The sequence below is a fragment of the Chryseobacterium sp. CH25 genome (assembly GCF_004119455.1).
GTDB lineage: Bacteria > Bacteroidota > Bacteroidia > Flavobacteriales > Weeksellaceae > Chryseobacterium.
Window position 1 is genome coordinate 56,954 of sequence record NZ_NRQT01000012.1, and the last position, 20,488, is coordinate 77,441.

A 20,488-nucleotide genomic window follows, 5' to 3' on the forward strand; every position below is an offset into this window, starting at 1 on the left:
TATGAAGCGTATATTTTTCCTGACCTCTTTACTTTCTTCTTTAGCATTGGCAGCCTGTCCGATTACTTTAATGGTTAAGAACATTAAAAATTATAATCATGATGATGTGTATGTGGTGATTAATGGCGAAAAGAAGAAGGTTTCAAAACAGGGAACTGTTGATTTTGCTGAGGTATCGGATGGTCTAGTGAAGGTTTCTGTAATGTATCATAATAAAGTTATTTATAATGATACATTAGATATCAACTGTCAGATGAGTCAGAAGTATGAAATCGCAATTTCAGATGCAAACCGTATTGATGAGGTTTATATCAGAGGTAAAAAGAAGCTCGAGAAGCTTAAAGAAACTCCGTTAAGTGTTAAAATTGTTGATATGCAGGCGGTAAAAAGCCAGGCCAACAATATAGGAGAGATACTGAATATGGCAACTGGAGTCAAGCTTCGTACAGAAGGAGGTGTTGGTTCAGGATTTCAGGTTAATCTTGGGGGGCTACAGGGAAAAGCAGTCAGAATTTTCAGGGATGGAGTCCCTATTGAATTTTACGGACATAGCTTTAACCCGAATGTTTTATCTCCCAATATGCTGGACAGGGTAGATGTGTACAAAGGGGTAATGCCTATTTCTCTGGCATCAGATGCTTTAGGAGGCGGAATTAACTTTATCTCAAAACCCATACAGAAAGACAACCTTGAAATCTCCAATGAGATTGCATCATTCAGTACTTATAAATCTCATCTTAATGCAGTATTTACAGGGAAAAAAGACAGCTTATTTTATATAGGAACCCAGGCGAGCTACGTATTTTCCAAAAACAATTATAAAATTCTGGGAGATGTTATAGATCCGGAAACGGCCAATCTTAAAAAAGTGGAAGCGAAAAGATTTCACGACGATACGGAAGCTTCTTATATGGAAGTCTACACCGGTGTAAGGAATAAAAGCTGGGCCAATGATTTTAGAGTTGGATTTATCTACTCTCATTTCTATAAGGAGATTCAAAATGATCTTGAAATGAGAAAACCTTACGGAGAGGCTTTTGCCAAGGAAAACAATGTGACAGGTTATCTTCAGTATAAAAAGATGTTTTTTGATAATCGTCTTAAGCTGGATTTGATGACTGCTTTTGCCAGATATAACAATTCTTTTGTAGACATCAGCAAGCGCAGATACAATTGGCTGGGAGAATATACTTTCAGTAATGAAAACAGTGCTGGTGAGATCAATAAAGGGAATGATATGAAGATGAACTACAACATGTTCCATACAAGGCTGAATGCTGCATTCCGGATTAATAATAATCACAGCCTGGAATTTGGAAATATGTATTTCTATCAACGAAGAAAAGGAAGTGATCCCTATGGAGCAATCAATATAAATGGAGAAGATGTTCTTAAAGTTCCGGCCATTTACAATAAAAATATTGCGGCTTTGGGACTGGTTTCTCATTGGCTTGACCGTAAGGTGGAAACAGTACTTGGTGTAAAGAATTATTTCTTCAGCTCTAAAGGATATACTACGGATAAATACAATTTCACATGGGGGTCCGACAGAAATAAGAATGCAACCGGATATATGGCAGGAATAAGTTATAAACCTAAAAACTTTATCCTAAAATTATCCTATGAAAAAGCAGTACGTCTTCCCGATGAAACTGAAATTTTCGGAGATGGAATCTTAATCAAAGAAAATCTGGATCTTGAACCTGAAAAAAGTGATAACGTCAATGTTGTTCTGGATTATACTTCATCAAATTATAAACTGAATACAAGTTTAAATCTTTTCTACAGAAACGTCAAAAACACCATATTCATGATACCGGATAATCCTTACGGAAGGTATCAGAACTATTATGACAACCAAATTTTCGGACTGGAATATGAGATCAACTACCAGCCTATAAAAAATCTTCAGACAGGATTCAATTTTACCTATCAGGATATAAGGCTTAAAAACTTATCAGGTTCTGAAACCATCTGGGAAGATGCCAGACAACCGAATATCCCTTATTTATTCGGAAACCATTATCTGAGACTGAATTTTTCAGATATTCTGAAAATGAAGGATAAAGTAGAGCTGTACTATAACATTAATTATGTACACCGTTTCTTACTGTATCCTGTACCCAAAAATCTTGAACCTGGATTATTTTCCAAAGCCACTATTGCTTCCAGTGATCTTCTGATCCCGAATGACGGAAGACTGGGAATGGTGGATGTAGGCGTGGGAATAACCTATTTCCTGGCAGATCCTAAACTGGCTATTAATTTTAGCGTAAATAATCTTACGAATGAGAGGCTTTACGATAATTATAACGCACAGAAGCCAACAAGATCTTATCATTTGAAATTAACGTATACAATTTTTTAATATTATAATCATGAGAAAATCAAAACCGATTTCAATCATTTTATCTGCATTAAGCCTTTTGCTTTTTACTCATTGCAGCAGCGATGACAACATGGAACAGCAAAAGACTCAACCCACTACACAAACTAAAGACAGCTGGATTATCTATAACAGTACAGCAGGATGGGGTGGAAATATTTACTCATTCTCAGAACTTCCTCAGGGAGAACTTTCATTAGCTGATAAAAAACCTTTCTATCAGATTGCTTATTCTGCAGGTGGAAAAGCTTTTGGTGAAAATATATACAGATTGGGTGGTGCAGCCTCTTCAGAAGAAGGTTTCTCTAAACTTACAGCAGATAATGCTGGAAATATATCTTCAAAAGGTTTCATTGCTACTCAAAATAATGGTTTTGAACCTAATTATCTTGTGGTAAGTGATACTGAAGGATATTATTGGGATGGTTCAAGAGGAATGCTTAAACTTCAGACCTTTAATCCGGGAACCATGCAGCGTACAGGAGAAATTGATCTTTCTTCATTAGCTCAGACTATTGATCCTGCTGTACTTGAACCGGGAGAAACAGCTTATCAGGCTGCTGGACAGTTAATTTTAATCAAGAGAGATGATAAATTATATCTTGACTTACAAATTGGTAAAAAAGGAACGAACTGGCAGATAAAACCTGTAGTAAAAGAAGTGGCGGTTGCTGTATATAACCTGACTACGAAAAAAGTGGAAAATGTTACAAAATATCCTAATGCTACAAACCTTGGGCTTTTCACTGATCATGTTTTATGGAGTATTGATGAGGTAACTAAAGATATTTATATGGTAGCAACATCTGATATGAAAGCGCAGGAAGCAGCTTATTCATCTAAGATTCTTAGAATAAAGAATGGGCAGACTACCTTTGATTCTACCTTTGAAATTGATATGAAAAATTATGTTCAACCAGCTGAGTTTAACAGAATATTTGCTCATAATAATAAAATCTATACTACAATTCCTTCAACAGGTGCATCTTATTACAGTGGTGGACATGGAGTAGGTTATAGAAATGACATCTGGTTCTGGAACGAAATTGATGTTCAGACCAAGAAAGCTGTAAAACTGGATATTCCTGTGGATAACTTCTATAACTATCAGAACCCATTCTTATATAAAAACAGAATCTATTTTATGTCTAATAATAAGGCGGATAACTTTTCAGGGTTAAGTTCTTATGATCCGGTTTCTAAAAACACAAAAGTTGAGTTTAAGCTTAAAGGAAGCGGAAGATTAATGGGTGTGAATATCATCTCCAAAAAATAATTTCTTTTTTGTTAGTACAATAAGATCATTTGATTTAATGACAGCCGGGAGAATTTTCTTCCGGTTTTTTTGTGGATTGAAGTCAGGAAGCTGGAAGTTATCGTAAACAAAATGATTACACTTTAGTCTAAAAAACAGATTAAGTTTAAAGTAACTTCCCTTTATTATAAGCCTAATAGTACTTTTAGCCTCTCTCTTCCAGCTTCCAGCCATATAAATCATAATTTTTCTCCTCTAAACACATGTTATTTACTAAATTTGGGAAAATTAATAAAATAATGAAGCAGAAGTTTTCTCTTTTTGTTTTTCTTTTAACCGTTGGGTTGGCCAATGCACAGGTTGAAGAGAAGAAACTGGATGATCTGATCCAAAATACCCTGAAAACCTTTGACGTTCCCGGAATGTCCGTAGGAATTGTAAAAGATGGAAAAGTGACCTATTCTAAAGGATTTGGAGTGCGTTCTCTTACTTCCAAACAACCAATGGATGATAATACTCTGGTAGGAATTGCTTCCAACTCCAAAGGATTCACCTGTGTGGCATTAGCCATTCTTGCAGATGAAGGAAAACTGAACTGGGATGATAAAGTTTCAAAGTACATCCCGGAATTCCAGATGTATGATCCTTATGTTTCTCAAAACGTAACCATCAAGGATTTGATTACCCACAGAGCCGGATTAGGTTTGGGGCAGGGAGACCTGATGTTTTTCCCGGAAGGCGGTAATTTAACAGTTAATGATATTGTTCACAACGTAAGATATCTGAAACCTGAAAATCCTTTCAGAACCACTTTAGATTACAACAATATCATGTTCATCGTTGCTGGGGAAGTTATTCACAGAATTTCCGGACTAAGTTGGGCAGAATTTATCGAACAGAGAATTATGAAACCGGTAGGGATGACTTCAAGTTTTGGAAGTTATAACAGAGCTAAGGCTACAACCAATAAAATTGATGCTCACGCTCCTGTAGATGGAAAAGCAATTGCCGTTCCACATGATTGGAACGAAACCGGAAATGCAGCCGGGGGAATCATGAGTAATATTAAAGACATGACGACATGGGCAGAATGTTTATTGAACAATTTTACCACTAAAGATGGTAAAAAATTAGTTTCAGATAAAAATGTACAACAGCTTTGGAGCCTACAGATTTCGGATAAAGTAGCTGCTAAAAACCCTTACGACACAAGTTTCTACGGATATGGTCTAGGTTGGTTCTTAAGCGATGTGAAAGGACACAAACAAGTACAACATACAGGCGGATTGATTGGTACTGTAACCCAGTTTACATTAATCCCCGATCTGAAATTAGGAATTGTGGTATTAACAAATCAACAGTCTGGAGCAGCCTTCAATACTATTACGAATACGGTTAAGGATTCTTATCTTGGAGTAGCAGACAGAAACTGGCTGAAAACGTATGGAGACAGAATGACAAAAGTGAATGCCAACTTCGATAAACAAAAGAAAGAAGCTTTCGCAAAGTCTGATGCCTTCAAAAAAGAAAAAGCACTGCAGCCAAAAGCAGAACAGTTTACAGGAACATATAATGATGTTTGGTTTGGTGATGTAGATATTGCTCAGCAAGGAAATACTTACAGGGTTTCATGTAAAAATTCACCAAGATTAAAAGGCGAATTGCTGCCATATTCCAATAATTCATTCATCATTAAATGGGATGACAGAAGCTATGATGCGGATGCCTATATTATTTTTGATTATGATGAAACAGGAAAAGCGCAGTCTGCAAAATTAAAAGCCATTTCAGATGTTACGGATTTCAGCTTCGATTTTGATGACCTGGATCTGAAGAGAAAATAAGAAACAAATTAGTAATAACATATAGAAAGAACGGACTTGGATCCGTTCTTTTTTATTTTATTCTCGCAGATTTAGGAGATAATGCAGATTTTCAAAATACTCATGATTCTTAAACGAATAAGATCTGCGTGAGCTATTAACCACCCCGTCAAAAAAATATTTTTGCCACCCCTCTAAGGGAAGGGAATATGAGGTTTGTAAAATAAAATAAGTTTATTGGAGCAGGTTGAGGTCCTGTTCTGTACGGACAAGCTCTGAATTGAGATGATGCTTTTCAAAGAACCCTTTTAATTCAAGTAACCTCTTTTTGTTGTTATAAGGAATACTGGAGTTGAGTTTTCTCTGGCAGAGTGAGCAGGCTCTTGCATAATGAAAATCAGTTTCAGAAAGAGTATTGGTTCCGTTCATTACACAATTGGCATTAAGACAATGAGTGATTCCAAACATATGCCCGATTTCATGAGAGCTGATCTTCATCAGTCTTAAGGTACTTTCATTAAAATTAGAATCTGTTAAATGTCCATTTGCAAATCTGTACATTGAAGTTACTCCAACGCCGTTTTCATAGGATGCCAATCCAAAAACATAGTTCCATTCAGGTATTGGGTAAAGGTCTCTTTCTGTAATTCCCATGAGCACTACGGCATCTTTTGGTTTTCTTTTGATTAAAAAACTATCCAATACATAACCTGCCCATAGCTGTTCCTGCCCATCTTTGAAAATTCTTTTTACTTTTTTAGGGAAAATACTGTTGGGCAAAGTAGGTAATATTTTCGTTTCCAGCTGAAAATATATTTTTAAATAGTCTTTTGTAAACTCAATTTCCTTTTGCTGAAGGGCATTGAAATCTCCAATAGGCTGCAGATAAATAGTGTTTTTACCAGGCTGTGGTTTTATCTTTTTTGATTTTTGAAAATCTTCAAACTGTTGAAATTTTTCATCATGATGATACCTCCAGCTTCCGGGTTTTGGAGTGGCAGATAATTTTATATCGTTGATAGCTATTGTTTCAAAATAAGTTTTCTCTTTTTTCTGACATGAAAAAAGAAGAGAAAGACGATGGCATAAAGAAAAGTCTGGAGAAGGCTATATTTTCCCTGGCTCATAAAAGAACAGAAGTTTCTTTCTGGCACCGTCAAATTCGGACCAGGAATCACAGTCTACTTCAAAACCGGCTACTCCACAGGTTGGAAAATGGAAAATATCTTCCGAAATGGAATTGGCAAAATTGGAGATTCCATTGTTATGGGAGAAAAGGGCAACCGTACTCAGGTTGTCATCCAGATCATAAATTACAGATTCAAAATTTCTTTCCGAAGGATTGTATAATTTTTCATTTGTAGTGCAATCCAGCTGATAAGCCTGATTAAAAATTTTACACGTATTTAAAGCACGCACTGCAGGGCTTGATACAAAATAATCAATAGAAATATTATTGTTTTTAAGGAATCTGGACATGTTCATAGCATCTTCCAAACCTTTGTCTGCCAAAGGTCTGTCAAAATCATCCGTTTCTTCCGGCCAGTCGCTTTTCGCATGTCTTACGAGGATGAGTCTCTTCATATAGTCTGTTTTTTGGAAGATTAAAATTATAAAAAAATATGGAATAAAACATGATTTATAGAAAAAAACTGCGTAATGAATAAAATCAGTAAATTTTACTAAATTTGCAGACTTATGGGACAAATCCTTGCAATAGACTACGGAAAAGCCCGTTGTGGCATCGCTGTAACGGACGATATGCAGATTATAGCCAGTGGGCTGGATACTGTGGAGAACCGTGTTTTAATGGAATTTTTGAAAAAATATTTCAATGAAAATAAGGTGGATGAAGTAGTAATTGGACTTCCCATAGATTTGAAAGGAAATATTTCTGAGGTGGAAACCGATATTTTAAAGTTCATTGAAGAATTTAAAAAAGAATTTTCGGATATTGCAGTCCATCGTTTTGATGAAAGGTTTACTTCCAAAATGGCTTCATTCTTTATTTCCCAAAGCGGAAAAAACAAGAAGAAAAGACAAGAAAAAGGATTAATAGATAAAGTAAGTGCAACCATCATATTGCAGAATTTTTTAGAACAAAGATTAAGATGATATTACCGATAAGAGCTTTTGGGGATCCTGTTTTGAGAAAAGTAGGAAAAGATATAGAAAAAGATTACCCCGGATTACAGGAACTGATAGATAATATGTTCGAAACGATGTACAGCGCAAACGGAATTGGTCTTGCAGCGCCTCAGATCGGTTTGGATATCCGTCTGTTTGTAATAGATGTAACTCCTCTTGCGGAAGATGAGGATTATGAGGATATTAAGGATGAGTTGGCAGAATTCAAAAAAGTGTTCATCAATGCTAGAATCCTTGAAGAATCAGGGGAAGAATGGAAGTTCAATGAAGGTTGTCTTTCTATTCCGGATGTAAGAGAAGACGTGAAAAGAAAGGGCACAATCGTTATTGAATATTATGACGAAAATTTTGTGAAACATACAGAAACTTTTTCCGATATTAGAGCCCGCGTAATTCAGCATGAATATGACCACATTGAAGGGATTCTGTTTACCGATCACCTAAGCGCTTTGAAGAAGAAGCTGGTAAAAGGAAAACTGTCAAAAATCTCTCAGGGGGACGTAAGCATCGGTTACAAAATGAGATTTCCTAAATAATTTAAACAAGGATTAAAAGAAATAATAAAAAGCAAAAAGCTTAACGCTGATTGCAGAATTTACAAAAAATAAAATTATGCTGTTAGAAAAAATAATTTCAATTTCTGGAAAACCAGGACTTTACAAACTAGTTTCTCAATTAAGAAACGGATTCATCATTGAAGATGTTACCAACAAGAAGAAAGTAAGCATTGGAAACTCAAGCCAGGTAAGCTTATTAGATAATATCGCAATGTTTACATTTGAAAAAGAAGTTCCATTGTTCGAAGTTTTTGAAAATATTGCAAAAAACAACGATTACAAAGAAACGATCTCTCACAAATCTTCAGATGCAGAGTTAAAAGACTTTATGTTAGCTTCTCTTCCTAACTACGATACTGAGAGAGTATATTCTTCTGATATCAAGAAATTGGCTCAGTGGTACAACACTCTTCAGAAAGCAGGATACATCACTCCTGAAAGCTTCGTAAAAGCAGAACCTGAAACTTTAGAGGGAGAACCTGCAGGAGAAGTAAGCTTAGATGTTGATGCTAAAAAAGCAGCTCCAAAAGCAGAAAAGCCGGCAGCTCCAAAAGTAAAAGCGACTTCAGCAGCAAAATCAGCTCCTAAAAGTACGCACAGAAAGCAAGGATAATTCATTTTTGAATTTACCATATAAAACCTCGTCAGAAATGATGAGGTTTTTTGTTTGTATGAATTGAAAAATATTGTTGCTGTCATGCTGAGTGACACGAAGAATCTAGAAAATGGATATAGCTAAAACCTGTTAGGTTTAAACATTCAGCCTATCACGTTATTCCACACCCCGTACCCCGAATCCCGCACCTCGTATCTCATAACTTTCAGCCCCAACGTTTGTCATCGTGTCCGAATAACCCTTACATTTGTATAATATTGAATTTCCAATTACTTATGAATACAAAACAGGAAAAATTAGAGGCTTTCGGAAGATTACTGGATATAATGGATGATTTGCGTGAGAAATGCCCATGGGATCAGAAGCAGACCTTACAGTCTCTTCGCCATCTTACCCTGGAAGAAACGTATGAACTTTCCGATGCCATTTTGCAGGAAGATTTGCAGGAGATTAAAAAAGAGCTGGGAGATGTACTGCTTCATCTGGTTTTTTATTCTAAAATAGGTTCTGAAAAAGGAAGTTTTGATATTGCAGATGTCATCAACTCTCTAAATGAAAAACTGATTTTCCGTCACCCTCATATCTACGGAGATACTGAAGTGAAAGATGAGGAAGAGGTAAAACAGAACTGGGAAAAATTAAAACTGAAAGAAGGAAACAAATCTATCTTGGGTGGAGTTCCCAAAAGCCTTCCAAGCTTAGTAAAAGCTTATAGAATTCAGGATAAGGTAAAAGGGATCGGTTTTGAGTTTCATGATGCAGAAGATGCCTGGAAAAAGGTGGATGAAGAAATTCAGGAGTTTCATGCAGAGACTGATTTGGATAAAAAGGAACAGGAATTGGGAGATGTATTCTTCTCACTGATTAATTATGCAAGAATTTCAGGAATCAATCCGGATTCTGCACTGGAGAGAACCAATCTGAAATTTATTTCAAGATTTCAGAAGATGGAAGGCCTTGCAGAAGATCAGGACTTAAAGCTTGCCGATATGTCTCTTGAAGAAATGGATGTTCTTTGGGAAAAGGCCAAACAATTATCATAACATCTGGATTGGAACAATTAATGCTACTAATATTCAGTTAAAAAAAATAAAAAATATGCTACGCTTTCTTATAATTCCTGCTATGCTTTTATTAAGTTGTAATCCAAAAGCTCAGAATTCACCTGTTCAGGGTGATGATCTGAAACCACAGTTTTCTTTACCTAAAAAACTAAAGGAGGTTTCCGGGATTACACTGTCAAAAGATAAAAAGACAATCTGGGTCATAGAAGACAGAGGGAATAAAAATGCAGTGTATGGCCTTAATACGAGTGGGCAGATGATGGCTAAAGTTCCGGTTGAAAATGCTGAAAATACAGACTGGGAAGACATTATATCTGATGCTCAGGGAAATATTTATATCGGAGATTTCGGGAATAATGATAATAACCGACAGGATCTGGCTATTTTAAAAACCGATCTGAAAGATATCACCCAAACCACTACAAAAGTAGTTCAGACTACTAAGTTTCATTATGAAGGGCAGACGGAATTTCCACCAAAAAAATCTAATCTTTTATATGATTGTGAAGGATTTGTAGAAATGGATGGTAACTTCTATCTTTTCACAAAGAACAGAAGCAAAGGATTTGATGGTACTTTCCTTGTCTTTAAAGTTCCTAATAAGGAAGGAGACTTTGAAGCTAAATTGATTGGTAAACTAAAACTGCAAGGTGGATATAATGATGCAGCGATTACTTCGGCAACCATCAACAGCACAAAAGATAAGATTGTACTACTGACTCATAAAAACGTACATGTTCTTACCGGATTTACTGCTGATGATTTCAGTGCAGCCAGGATTAATAAAATTCCTTTAAACCATAACTCTCAGAAAGAAGCCATTGTTTTCCTTAATGACCAGACTTTAGTGATTGCAGATGAAAAAGGAAAAGACGAAGGGGGAAATGTATATCAGTTTTCTCTTAAGCCATAAATTTTCAAAATAGAATATAAACTAAAAATCATGGAACACTCCACGGGATTTTTATATTTAGTTTAATCCTTATTGTTGCTTTCTTTGAAATTCATCATACAGCGATTTTAATTCTTTGGGCGGGTTACCGGAATCAAAACTTGCAGAAGTGTAAGTAGTACCATTACTTGTGATGATAAGATTGGAAATCATAGCCTGATCAGAATTTCGTCCTGTAGTAGGAGCTTCAAGGGTTGAAATTTTAGATAAATCAATAGCTGCAGCCTGCTTTGAGATACGCTCCCAATCAGAAGAAGACATAGGCGTCTGCTTTTCCTCACCATTAAAAGAAGAGAATTTAGACTTAGGAGTGAGGGTAATTATAGTATGAAAACCCCTGGTTTGCTCCGTCAATTCTATTTTTTCAATTTTTGTCTGTTGAGTATTTACGGTTGAGTTTTTTTCGATGTTTCCATTTTTGCTTTGGTTTTGGCAATGAATACTTGATAAAACCAAAATGATATTAAGTGAAGTGATGAGTGCTTTCATTGTGTGCTTTTTATGATTCTTTATTAGCTAAAATATAAAAACGTAGTGAATGTAAAACTATTATGTCTGTTAAAAAATAAAAGCTCAGGAAATCCCGAGCTTTTTATTGATCAATATTTTTATTTAAAATTTCATACCTACTCCGGCTGAGATACGTCCACCGTCTGCACCATAGAAATAATTCAGTCTGGCTGACATCATTTCCACAACGCTTAGCCAAATTCCGGCACCTACAGACTGATGCCATTTTCTGGAGTATTCACCATCGTTCCACACACGGCCAATATCATAACCTACAAGGATTCCCAGATTGGCAGGAATAATATTGTTTCTGATTCTTCCAAAATCCCAACGGATCTCAGAATTATTAGTGAAATAAGATCTTCCTGAGAATCTTTCATTTCTGAAGGCTCTCATTCCATTATTTCCACCGATAGTTGCAGCTTGATAAAATTCAAAATTATCATTGTTGATCCACATCGCATTGCTGGCATTGGCAAATACAAAAACTCCTTTTTTATCAATTCTGTGATCAATCGCAAATCTTCCTTTTACTGTAAGGAAGTTTTTGTTGAAATTGGAGAACGTAGCTTTCCAGTCGGCGTTCAGCATCAGTTCCATTCCTAAGGTAGGAAAAGCAGGATTATCTGCATTTTTATAGCTGAATGTATAATTCGCTCCTAAGAACTGTTGGCTGTCAAAAACTTCCGGTCTTACATCTGGAGAAGTGTTGATGAAACGGCCGTCTTTTCTCTGTACTTTATTATCTTCAAAATTAAGCTGGATCTGATGATTGAAATTCATCCAGCCTTTCTTGGAAATGGAAGGAGCAACATTAAACTTAGAAATTCTAGCTCTGTTGTATTCTCTTTCCGTATTTTCTTTGTCGTATGGGCTGTCATTTGAAAGTCCAAAGAAGTTCTGAGAAAATCTTGGAGTGGTATAAGCTGCATCAATATTAAAATCCCACCCTGAGATCGCTTTCTTGAAAATCCCTTTATAAATAAGGCTGAATCCTGCAGTAGCAGTATAAAAATTAGCTTTTAAGCTATGTCTTTGAGTAAAAGGATCACGGATGAAGTTATTTACCGTATAATTAGCTAAAACTCCTACAATAACCCCGTCATCCGGGTTATAATCCAAATTAGGATATCCTGCGAATGCATTATACTTCGGATGCTTGTAATTGTAGGTGTTTATTTCATAATCATCTGCAATATTTTTGGTTGCATTTCCTGCGTTGTAGTAGGTGTTTTTCTGAGAAGCAAAGTCGTAGATTTTTACTTTTCTTCCGTCTGCTACTTTATAAACATCATGGTTATAGCCACCAATCAATCTGATATTCATTTTAGGACGCCCGGTTCCCACCACTTCATAAACATCATCATCTTCAAGTCCGTAAATCCAAAGCTCTTTTGTTTTTGAATCATGATAGGTCTTTTCAAAAACCAGTTCGTTTTTATCTTTGTTTTTACCTAATTTATATTGTTGTACAAGAACGGAATGTCCGTTTTTGGTAATCACAAACTTATCAGGCTCCACCGTTCCTGCCAAAGGAACTTTTTCCTGCAGATCATTATAATAATCGGATGCGTATTTCTGCAGTTTTGTCTTTCTTATTTTTAGTTTTCTCTGAATATCTGCTACCGTGCTATCCTGAACTTCTTTAGGTAAATTATGGAATGCATCATCAATATCTGCATCAGTTAAATGTTCCTGAATATATTTTGCCTGTGCTTCCCATTCTTCCGAGGTAGAAGCTTTTAAAAAGACAAGATCCATGGGATAAGGTTCCATAGCCAGCCATTTTACACTGCTGATATCTTCGGTAAAGGTTTTCATGTGTCGGATGGCCGGAACATTCATAATAAGTCTGAATGCAGCCCCGTCATATTTACTGAATGCCTGATCTCTGTCTTTAGGAATTGGTTTATAGATGATTTTACCGTCCTTTTCATATTCTGCCCATTTCCACTGATCCGAATGTCTGTCCCAGTCACCAATCAGCATATCAAATAATCTTGCTCTGATGTAAGATTCCCGGTCTACGGAATATTTGTAGTTTTTGGTCAGATTTTTCAGAACATCGTCAGTAGAAAGAATATCTTTTGCATTATCCAGGTAAGCCAATGTTTTTGGATCTGAAGAATAACGTTCTTCAATCATATACATTTCATCACCATAGTTTTGATTATACTTGCCTAAAGCCTGCTGTTTAGGAATATAATACAACTTCGGATTACTGTGGAAGATATTCAGTTTTGCTGACATATTTCCAATGGTAAACGGTGTAAACGGATGGTTGGTTGTATAAAAATCCAGCAGGAATTTCTCTGGGAAGGTATTGTTTAATTCTTCTGCCAGAGTGCTTTTGGTGAAAGCCATATTATTTAGGAATCGTACGGCACTTTTTTTCACTCCACGCATCACAAATTCCTGTCCGTCATTAGCTTTTAATCTTAAACTGTTAGACTGGTTTCCACCTCCTTCTCTGAACGGGATATATCCACCATCCAGCTCTGAAAGATTGGCGGTAGGCGCTTCAATAGGAATTCCATAATATCTTCTGTAGTGTTCTCCCCACAGCCACCGGTAAACACCACCTTTTTGGGTAAGCTGAACCGGGTAGATGCTGGAAGAGACTGTAGCCGGGAATGTATTCGGGAAGTTATTCACAAATTCATCCGGCTTAGAGATCACAGAGATTTGTGATAATTTCTGAAGCTTTGCATCTTTGGTGGAAAAGAACTCCACATCTGTGCTCTGGTCTTTTCTGATATTAAGGACTGCAAAACCATTTCCGCCATAGGAAAAGTCTGTTTTTTCAGCAATGGTAGAAGGATCTGTTTTAGAACCTGCACCACTGATGATCTGGCGCATATTTCCTTCTTCATGATACTGTAAATTATGGTCATGTCCGGAAACGAAAATAACATTATCATTATCCTGTACAATACTTTTCAGTCTGTTGGCAAGCTCTGCATAATGCTGATTATTTATATCTGCCGGACTGATTCCTGAAGAACTTCTGAGAATGTTGATAAGACTGGCTACTCCAGGTACCGGTACTTTACTTTTCAGAGGATAAAGATGTGATTTCGCTGAATGAAATCCTGCATGTGTTCCACTACTGATGATTGGATGATGGAGCGCAACAATAATTTTTTTACCCTGATTTTTAATGATAAGATCTTTAAACTCTGTGTAAAAATCTTCTCTAGTTTTAATGTTACAGTTTTTATTGATTCCGGGATAGTTGTCCCAGTTGGTAATGGCCCATTCCGTATCAATAGCGATCAGCTTAATATCTTTGGTGATACTGATATCATCAATAGGACAACCATTTTTCGGTAGGAAAGCCTTTTTATCATCAAAATATTTTTTGACCAATGATTCCTGAGCATTTAATCCGCTCAAACCGCTGTACCAATCATGATTTCCAGGGATTACAAGGGTTTTTCCTTTAAAATTTTTAGTAATAGCCAGTTGATCTTCCAGTTTTTGTTTGGCTAAAGCATAACCTTTATCTGTTTCTTTAGGCATTCCGTTGGGATAAATATTATCTCCAAGGAAGATCAGCATAGAGTTGCTGTCTGCAGAATCCAGCTTGCCTTTCAGTAAATTTAATGTTTTCTGTGCCTGGGGTTCATCTGCATTTCCGGCATCTCCAATCAGGAAAAGTTTAAAATCATTTTCAGATTTTATCTCGGAATCTTTTACTTCAAATAAGTTTTTGCCTTTTTGCACGTTATATGTAGCGCAGGAATATAGTACTCCGGCGGACATTACTGTTCTCAGAACAATAGAAGTATTTTTTAGATGAGTTTTAAAGGATAAATTCATAAATTTACATTAACAAAAATTCAGGAATGAACATTCTAGACAACGCTAAAAATTATGTTGAAATCTTATTCAAAGATAAGTTATCTTCAGTATATTTTTATCATAATTTTATTCATACTGCCTATACGGTTAATAAGGCCGAGGAGATTATGAAGCATACTCCTGTTTCTGAGGAAGATCAGGAAAAAGTACTTGTGGCCTTATGGTTCCATGATACAGGATATATAGAATGTGCCATGAACCACGAAGAAAGAGGAGTGGAGATCATGAAGAGTTTTCTTCAAAAAGAAAATTATCCGGAAAGCTATATCTCCGATGTAGAAAAACTGATTCTGGCTACTAAAATTACCTATGTTCCTCAGAATTTACTGGAAAAAATTGTGAAAGATGCTGATTTCAGTCATTTTGCGGGTCACGATTATAATGATATTTCCGATGCCTTAAGAAAGGAGTGGGAGCTTACCAATGTAAGATGTTTCTCTAATGAAGAATGGAATGCCGGAAATCTGGATATGCTTAAAAATAAGCATACTTTTTATACCGATTATGCGAAAGAAAACTGGGAGCCATTAAAAAAGAAAAATATCAAGAAGATCGAGAAGAAGCTGGGCAAAGAAGAGGAGAAAAAAGATACTACTGATGCTAAATCTGAGAATAAAAAAGATAAAGAAAAATCAGACAGAAGTGTGGATACCTTATTCAGGGTAACGCTTAACAATCATACAAGACTGAGTGATATTGCAGACAGTAAAGCGAATATTCTATTATCAGTAAATGCCGTGATTATTTCAGTTTGTCTTTCTGTATTGGTTCCGAAGCTGGATGCTCCTAAAAATTCACATCTTATTCTGCCAAGCTTTATCCTGTTACTTTCAAGTGTATTAACAATTGTATTTGCGATATTATCTACGAAGCCTAATGTTACCAAGACAACGTTTACTTCTCAGGATATTGTGAACAGAAAAGTGAATCTGCTGTTCTTCGGAAACTTTCAGCAAATGCTGTTTGATGATTATCAGAATGCGATGAGAGACTTAATTAAAGACAGAGATTATATTTATGACTCTATGGTGAAAGATCTGTATTATCTCGGAAAAGTTCTGGACAGAAAGTATAAGCTATTATCCATTACTTATAAGATCTTTATGGCCGGAATTATTATTTCCGTCTTGTCTTTTGGGTTTGCATTCTTTAGCCTTTAATGAAAATAAAATAATAAAAAATCAGCCAATTGATATTGGCTGATTTTTTTTACAAAGAATTTTAGTTGAGGAGGTAAAAAACAGGTTTTATTTTACTGAATTATCCTGTTTTATTGAAACTCTCAATGCCAGTAACCCTGTAATTCCCTGTAGATCTTCTACCTTTAGAAACTCTGCATCATGTTCCAGAATACCTTTTTTCTGAAGCCTGGTGACATATTCCAGATATTCTTTCTGGTTTTCCATTCCGAAATAGACGATGGTAATTTTTCCCGGAGCTGTAATACGTTCTGAAGAATCTTTTACATGGGCTTTATCCAGACGTTTTTTAATGATTTCGTAGTAAGAGTTATAGGCTCCGTCTACATCAAAGCGCTTTTCATCCATTCGGAAACGGATGTCTATTTTTTCATTATACACAAAGATCAGAGAAGCGATATCCAAAGAAATAGGAAGATCCTGTTTAAAAGACTGAAATTCCAGTTCCATTTTGCAGATGGTTTTCAGTTGCCAGTATCTTAATTTGTGTACAACTTTTGAAGTATAGTGTAGTTCCGGTGCAATATTCTGGCCGATGTACAGATTATGTTCTACACCATCAGATTTAAATCTTTCATAGTAATGAGGAAAGATCTGCTGGGCTTTAATCTGGTTTTCGTCCAGCATATCTGCCAGTTTTCTGTTGAGAAGGGTTATGGAATCATCCAGTTTTTTTCTGTGATTATAGAACAGATCAGTTTGAGGACGCATTTGTAAAAAATAATCCTTAATCTTTGTCTTTACTTCCCGTGGTGATCTTACTTCCAGTTTGGCTTGCAGGAAAGGATGAATTTCTTCTCTCAATAATCTCTGAAAACGCTGTTCCGTGTCAGCTTTGATCTCATTATTCAGTTCATTCTCAAAAATATCAAGTGCCAGTGTGAATTTTTCCGAATCGGAATTTGTTAATGTCAGGATATCAATAAGCCACTCAATTTGTTGGTTGAGATCCTGAAGCATTAAGTTAAAGCGTTTTTCAGAGGAAGAACGGATATCGGATACTCCAAATAAAGGAGTTAGGTTTTTAAAGGAGATCTGCTTTAAAGTATATATTTTTTTCCCAAGTGATGCCGTAAAATATTTTTCAGCTTCATTCCTGAATTTCCATACCACACTGTCGTGGATTGAAGTGTATTCACGCTGGATGATGGCTTCTATCTGGTAATTTTTTTCAAAATAGAATCTGCTCAGAGAGAAAAGAATCATGTCTGAGAAAAACTCCATTTTTTTGAGCTTTAAACCATTAAAACTACCGGCAATAGGAGAGGTGAACTCCATGATGGCAAGCAGATCATTGTCTTTCATGATAGGAATTACCATGAAACTGTTGACATTATTATCCTTTAAAATAGTAAAAGAGGGAAGCTGTCTGACATTTTCATCCAGGTTATTCACATTGGAAACCACAATGGGTTTTGAATTGTGAGTTAAATTATTGAAGGTATTGATCCTGGTTTCTTCATCAAATGTATTGATCCAGAAATCAAGGATATGATTCGTTAAAACACTTTCATAAATAGGAAGTTTATCGAGCTTTTGTTCTTTCTTGTTGAAAGTCATCAGCCCGAAATTAAGTTCGGCTACATCAAAATAAGATTTGAAGATTTCAGTAAGGTTTTCATTGGGATTTAAATCTTCGGGATCAATCTCTATCATGCTTGATTTCAGATCAGATAATGCTACCTCAGAAGTGCAATCCACAAGGGAAATAATGGTAAACCCTTTCAGTATCCAGGATTGTGAAGGGAAATATTTTTTCCACAGCTTAAAGTCATCCAGGTTTTCCAACAGCATATCCAGAATATCGTTGGAAGGGATTTTGGCATCTTCCGTAGGGAAAATTTCAGTGAAATCTGAATTTACGGTAATCTTATAATGCTTCATGATTCCCTGTTTATTGGGAATATCATAATAAAATGGAAGCGTACTTTTAATATCTTTTTTGAAATAGCTTTGAAGAATCAGACAGCAGCAGAACACATAAAATTCATTATCTGAAATATTCCTCAGTTCTATTTCAAAGTCTTTTCCTGCATCTTTAAGGATTCCTTTAAATCTTTCGGTATAATTAAAGGTGATGTTGGAGAGCGGAATACTTGCCGCTTTTATTTCATTGTGGGTAAGTCCGGTAGGGAAGAGGTCTGCAAGAAGTAACCTGATGAGGTCGCCATGTTTTTCTAAAAGACTGATATCCTGAAAACCTTCTTTCAGTTCCTTAAAGTTCTTTGTCCTGTCAATGAGAGATTCAGCATAGTTCACCCTATATTCCAAGCGGTCATTATAACGGATATGCTCCAATACATCCAAATACTTTTTGAATGATATATAAACCTGAAAGGGGGAGTCTTTTTTGTAGAGATTAGCCAACTGCTGAAATTTAGAGTAAAGTTATGAAAAAAAGACTATTTCCAAGTCTGTTTCAGATTGGTAAAAATGATACTTTATTGTTCTTTTGTTCTGTTTCTTTGATGAAATAATAAAAATGTATACAACATTAGAAACTTATGCTTTTCTTTTTGAAAATATTGGCAGTCATCTCATATATTCTGTTATCTTACTCTTTTGATTGTGGAAGCTTAATCTTCTTATCTTGAACGAGTGAAGCAGCAAATTCTTTGAATGATTCCTGAGCACTGAGGATATAATTATCCAGAATGTTATTTTGATTTTCCTCATTGATGATTTTAACAATTTCTCCAGTATTGCTGTAGTAAAAAAGATATGTTTCATAAGTAGTTTCTGTCTGTTCATCATTCAGATAATTATCCACTTTAAACTTTACTCTTACGGAAGTTTTATCCTGGGAAATATCTTCTGCCGTATAGGTAGCTGCACAGCCTGAACCACAGCTGAGAGTAAATGAATTGTTTTCAACATCCGCTATGGTTGTTTCTTTAGAAGGAAGAGGTGCTGTAGCTGTAGTAGGTACTGGTGGAAGATTCTCTATTTTCTGTTGCATCGTTTTCTTCTTGCAGGAAGATAAAACGGAAATGATGAACAGAGATGTTAGAAGTACTTTTGTTGTCATACAATGATCCGGACGGACTATTTTTTAAATAAGTTGAAGATGCTTTTATTATTCTCTTGGGCATAGTTATAGGCAGAGAATCCCTCAAAGGAGGTTTCTTTCGGATCAGCACCTTTTTCAAGCAATAATGTAACCATTTCAGGTTGGTTGGCTTGAGTAGCTTCTAATAAAGGAATAAACTTTTTGTTTCCTTCGGGATCGGTAAATGTTTCTATATTTGCTCCTGACTGTATCAATAGCTTCACAATATTGAGATTCCTGGAATCGATAGCTGCTATAAGAAGAGAGTATCCTTCTTCATTGATTTGGGTATTCAGGTCTGCTTTATGGTCTATGAGGAATTTCACCATGGCCTCATTTTTTGTATTGATGGCAATATACAAAGCTCCGTAAGCATAATATTCATCTTCTGCGGCATTGTTTATATCAGCACCGTTTTTCAACAGTTTTCCAACTTCGTCAATGTTTCCGGATTTTACAGCCAATCCCAGTTTATTATATTTTAAATGATCGTCCTGATCCTGAGATAGAGTTTCAACAATTTGCTGAGGTTTTGCTATCGTATCTTTTACAATTCCTTTTTCTGTTTTTGGCTGGGGATGTGTTTTTTCTTTAGGAGAACAACTCACTAATGAAATTATGGTTACTGCAGCCAGTACATTTTTAATCATAAATATTTATTTTTCCTTTATTAAAGGCATCTCATTATTTCCCGGGTTAATAAAATAGATCGGGTAACCGGAAATTAAATAGGTATCATCCGATTTTTCGATGTAAATAATTCCCATTTCATCTTCTAATGAAGGGTCGAAAGCCAATTTTATATTATCATCATTAAGAACTTCTGCTTTTATATGAGAATAGGATACTTTATCTCCATCATCATTAATCTGAATTGAAATATCATTGAGAGAGATAATGGTAATGTCATAACTTGTTTTAATCTGATCTCTGTTTAAGGCTTCAAAATGATAGTTGCCTTTCCAGGGATCTGAAACTGCTGTAGGTTTTGTTGAGGTATTCTGAGCTTGAGCAACTACATTTTCTGTATTTTTTGTGGGCTGAACCATTGTTTTATGATTGTCT

General features: G+C 35.7%; 17 protein-coding genes. 9 read left to right on the forward strand and 8 right to left on the reverse strand.

The annotated features are described in order from the left end of the window. Position 1: 1 nt before the first annotated feature. The 3 genes from BOQ64_RS20585 to BOQ64_RS20595 all read left to right on the forward strand — a co-directional run bounded on the left by BOQ64_RS20585 (position 2) and on the right by BOQ64_RS20595 (position 5,485). A complete protein-coding gene (locus BOQ64_RS20585; RefSeq protein ID WP_129058628.1) occupies positions 2-2,368 on the forward strand; it encodes a TonB-dependent receptor in 2,367 nt (788 codons plus the stop codon). A 10-nt stretch (positions 2,369-2,378) separates the two neighbouring features. Next, positions 2,379-3,662 carry a hypothetical protein gene (locus BOQ64_RS20590; RefSeq protein WP_129058629.1) on the forward strand — a complete coding sequence of 428 codons (1,284 nt, stop codon included), beginning with the start codon at positions 2,379-2,381 and terminating at the stop codon, positions 3,660-3,662. 278 nt (positions 3,663-3,940) lie between these two features. Next, the gene (locus BOQ64_RS20595; protein ID WP_129058630.1) at positions 3,941-5,485 is read left to right on the forward strand and encodes a serine hydrolase; all 1,545 of its coding nucleotides are present in this window, start codon (positions 3,941-3,943) and stop codon (positions 5,483-5,485) included. A gap of 213 nt (positions 5,486-5,698) precedes the next feature. On the opposite strand, the gene BOQ64_RS20600 is transcribed toward BOQ64_RS20595, so the two are convergent. Together BOQ64_RS20600 and BOQ64_RS20605 are read right to left on the reverse strand one after the other, a co-directional pair. Further along, entirely contained in the window at positions 5,699-6,244 is a 546-nt protein-coding gene (locus BOQ64_RS20600; protein ID WP_228448502.1) for an archaemetzincin, read from the reverse strand. 327 nt (positions 6,245-6,571) lie between these two features. Continuing rightward, entirely contained in the window at positions 6,572-7,048 is a 477-nt protein-coding gene (locus BOQ64_RS20605) for a SixA phosphatase family protein (RefSeq protein ID WP_129058632.1), read from the reverse strand. A 114-nt stretch (positions 7,049-7,162) separates the two neighbouring features. Here BOQ64_RS20605 and ruvX point away from each other — a divergent pair, with 114 nt between their 5' ends. The 5 genes from ruvX to BOQ64_RS20630 all read left to right on the forward strand — a co-directional run bounded on the left by ruvX (position 7,163) and on the right by BOQ64_RS20630 (position 10,762). Continuing rightward, positions 7,163-7,579 carry a Holliday junction resolvase RuvX gene (ruvX, locus tag BOQ64_RS20610; RefSeq protein WP_129058633.1) on the forward strand — a complete coding sequence of 139 codons (417 nt, stop codon included), beginning with the start codon at positions 7,163-7,165 and terminating at the stop codon, positions 7,577-7,579. Continuing rightward, positions 7,576-8,148 carry a peptide deformylase gene (def, locus tag BOQ64_RS20615; protein ID WP_066698489.1) on the forward strand — a complete coding sequence of 191 codons (573 nt, stop codon included), beginning with the start codon at positions 7,576-7,578 and terminating at the stop codon, positions 8,146-8,148. Before ruvX ends, def begins: the two co-directional genes overlap by 4 nt. A 76-nt stretch (positions 8,149-8,224) precedes the next feature. Further along, a complete protein-coding gene (locus tag BOQ64_RS20620; protein WP_129058634.1) occupies positions 8,225-8,782 on the forward strand; it encodes a DUF5606 domain-containing protein in 558 nt (185 codons plus the stop codon). 278 nt (positions 8,783-9,060) lie between these two features. Next, positions 9,061-9,828: a nucleoside triphosphate pyrophosphohydrolase gene (gene mazG / locus BOQ64_RS20625; RefSeq protein ID WP_129058635.1), complete on the forward strand. Its 768-nt coding sequence runs from the start codon at positions 9,061-9,063 to the stop codon at positions 9,826-9,828. Between the two features lie 55 nt (positions 9,829-9,883). Beyond that, positions 9,884-10,762 (forward strand): hypothetical protein, encoded by an 879-nt coding sequence (locus BOQ64_RS20630; protein WP_129058636.1) that lies wholly within the window; start codon positions 9,884-9,886, stop codon positions 10,760-10,762. A 69-nt stretch (positions 10,763-10,831) separates the two neighbouring features. Here the strand turns inward: BOQ64_RS20630 and BOQ64_RS20635 are convergent, their stop codons facing one another. Next, complete coding sequence (locus tag BOQ64_RS20635) at positions 10,832-11,290, reverse strand: hypothetical protein (protein ID WP_129058637.1); 459 nt, start codon at positions 11,288-11,290, stop codon at positions 10,832-10,834. Positions 11,291-11,413: 123 nt separating this feature from the next. Beyond that, positions 11,414-15,133 (reverse strand): metallophosphoesterase, encoded by a 3,720-nt coding sequence (locus BOQ64_RS20640; RefSeq protein WP_129058638.1) that lies wholly within the window; start codon positions 15,131-15,133, stop codon positions 11,414-11,416. A 26-nt stretch (positions 15,134-15,159) separates the two neighbouring features. On the opposite strand from BOQ64_RS20640, the gene BOQ64_RS20645 reads away from it, so the two are divergent. Continuing rightward, positions 15,160-16,335 (forward strand): Pycsar system effector family protein, encoded by a 1,176-nt coding sequence (locus BOQ64_RS20645; protein WP_129058639.1) that lies wholly within the window; start codon positions 15,160-15,162, stop codon positions 16,333-16,335. Positions 16,336-16,422: 87 nt separating this feature from the next. Here BOQ64_RS20645 and BOQ64_RS20650 read toward each other — a convergent pair whose 3' ends face one another. The 4 genes from BOQ64_RS20650 to BOQ64_RS20665 form a co-directional block, all read right to left on the reverse strand. Continuing rightward, positions 16,423-18,741 (reverse strand): GAF domain-containing protein, encoded by a 2,319-nt coding sequence (locus BOQ64_RS20650; RefSeq protein ID WP_129058640.1) that lies wholly within the window; start codon positions 18,739-18,741, stop codon positions 16,423-16,425. A 187-nt stretch (positions 18,742-18,928) separates the two neighbouring features. Further along, positions 18,929-19,333, reverse strand: a complete 405-nt coding sequence (locus tag BOQ64_RS20655; RefSeq protein ID WP_129058641.1) for a hypothetical protein — start codon at positions 19,331-19,333, stop codon at positions 18,929-18,931. A gap of 86 nt (positions 19,334-19,419) precedes the next feature. Then, the gene (locus BOQ64_RS20660; protein ID WP_129058642.1) at positions 19,420-20,073 is read right to left on the reverse strand and encodes an ankyrin repeat domain-containing protein; all 654 of its coding nucleotides are present in this window, start codon (positions 20,071-20,073) and stop codon (positions 19,420-19,422) included. A 6-nt stretch (positions 20,074-20,079) separates the two neighbouring features. Then, a complete protein-coding gene (locus BOQ64_RS20665) occupies positions 20,080-20,472 on the reverse strand; it encodes a hypothetical protein (RefSeq protein WP_129058643.1) in 393 nt (130 codons plus the stop codon). Between the last annotated feature and the right edge of the window lie 16 nt (positions 20,473-20,488).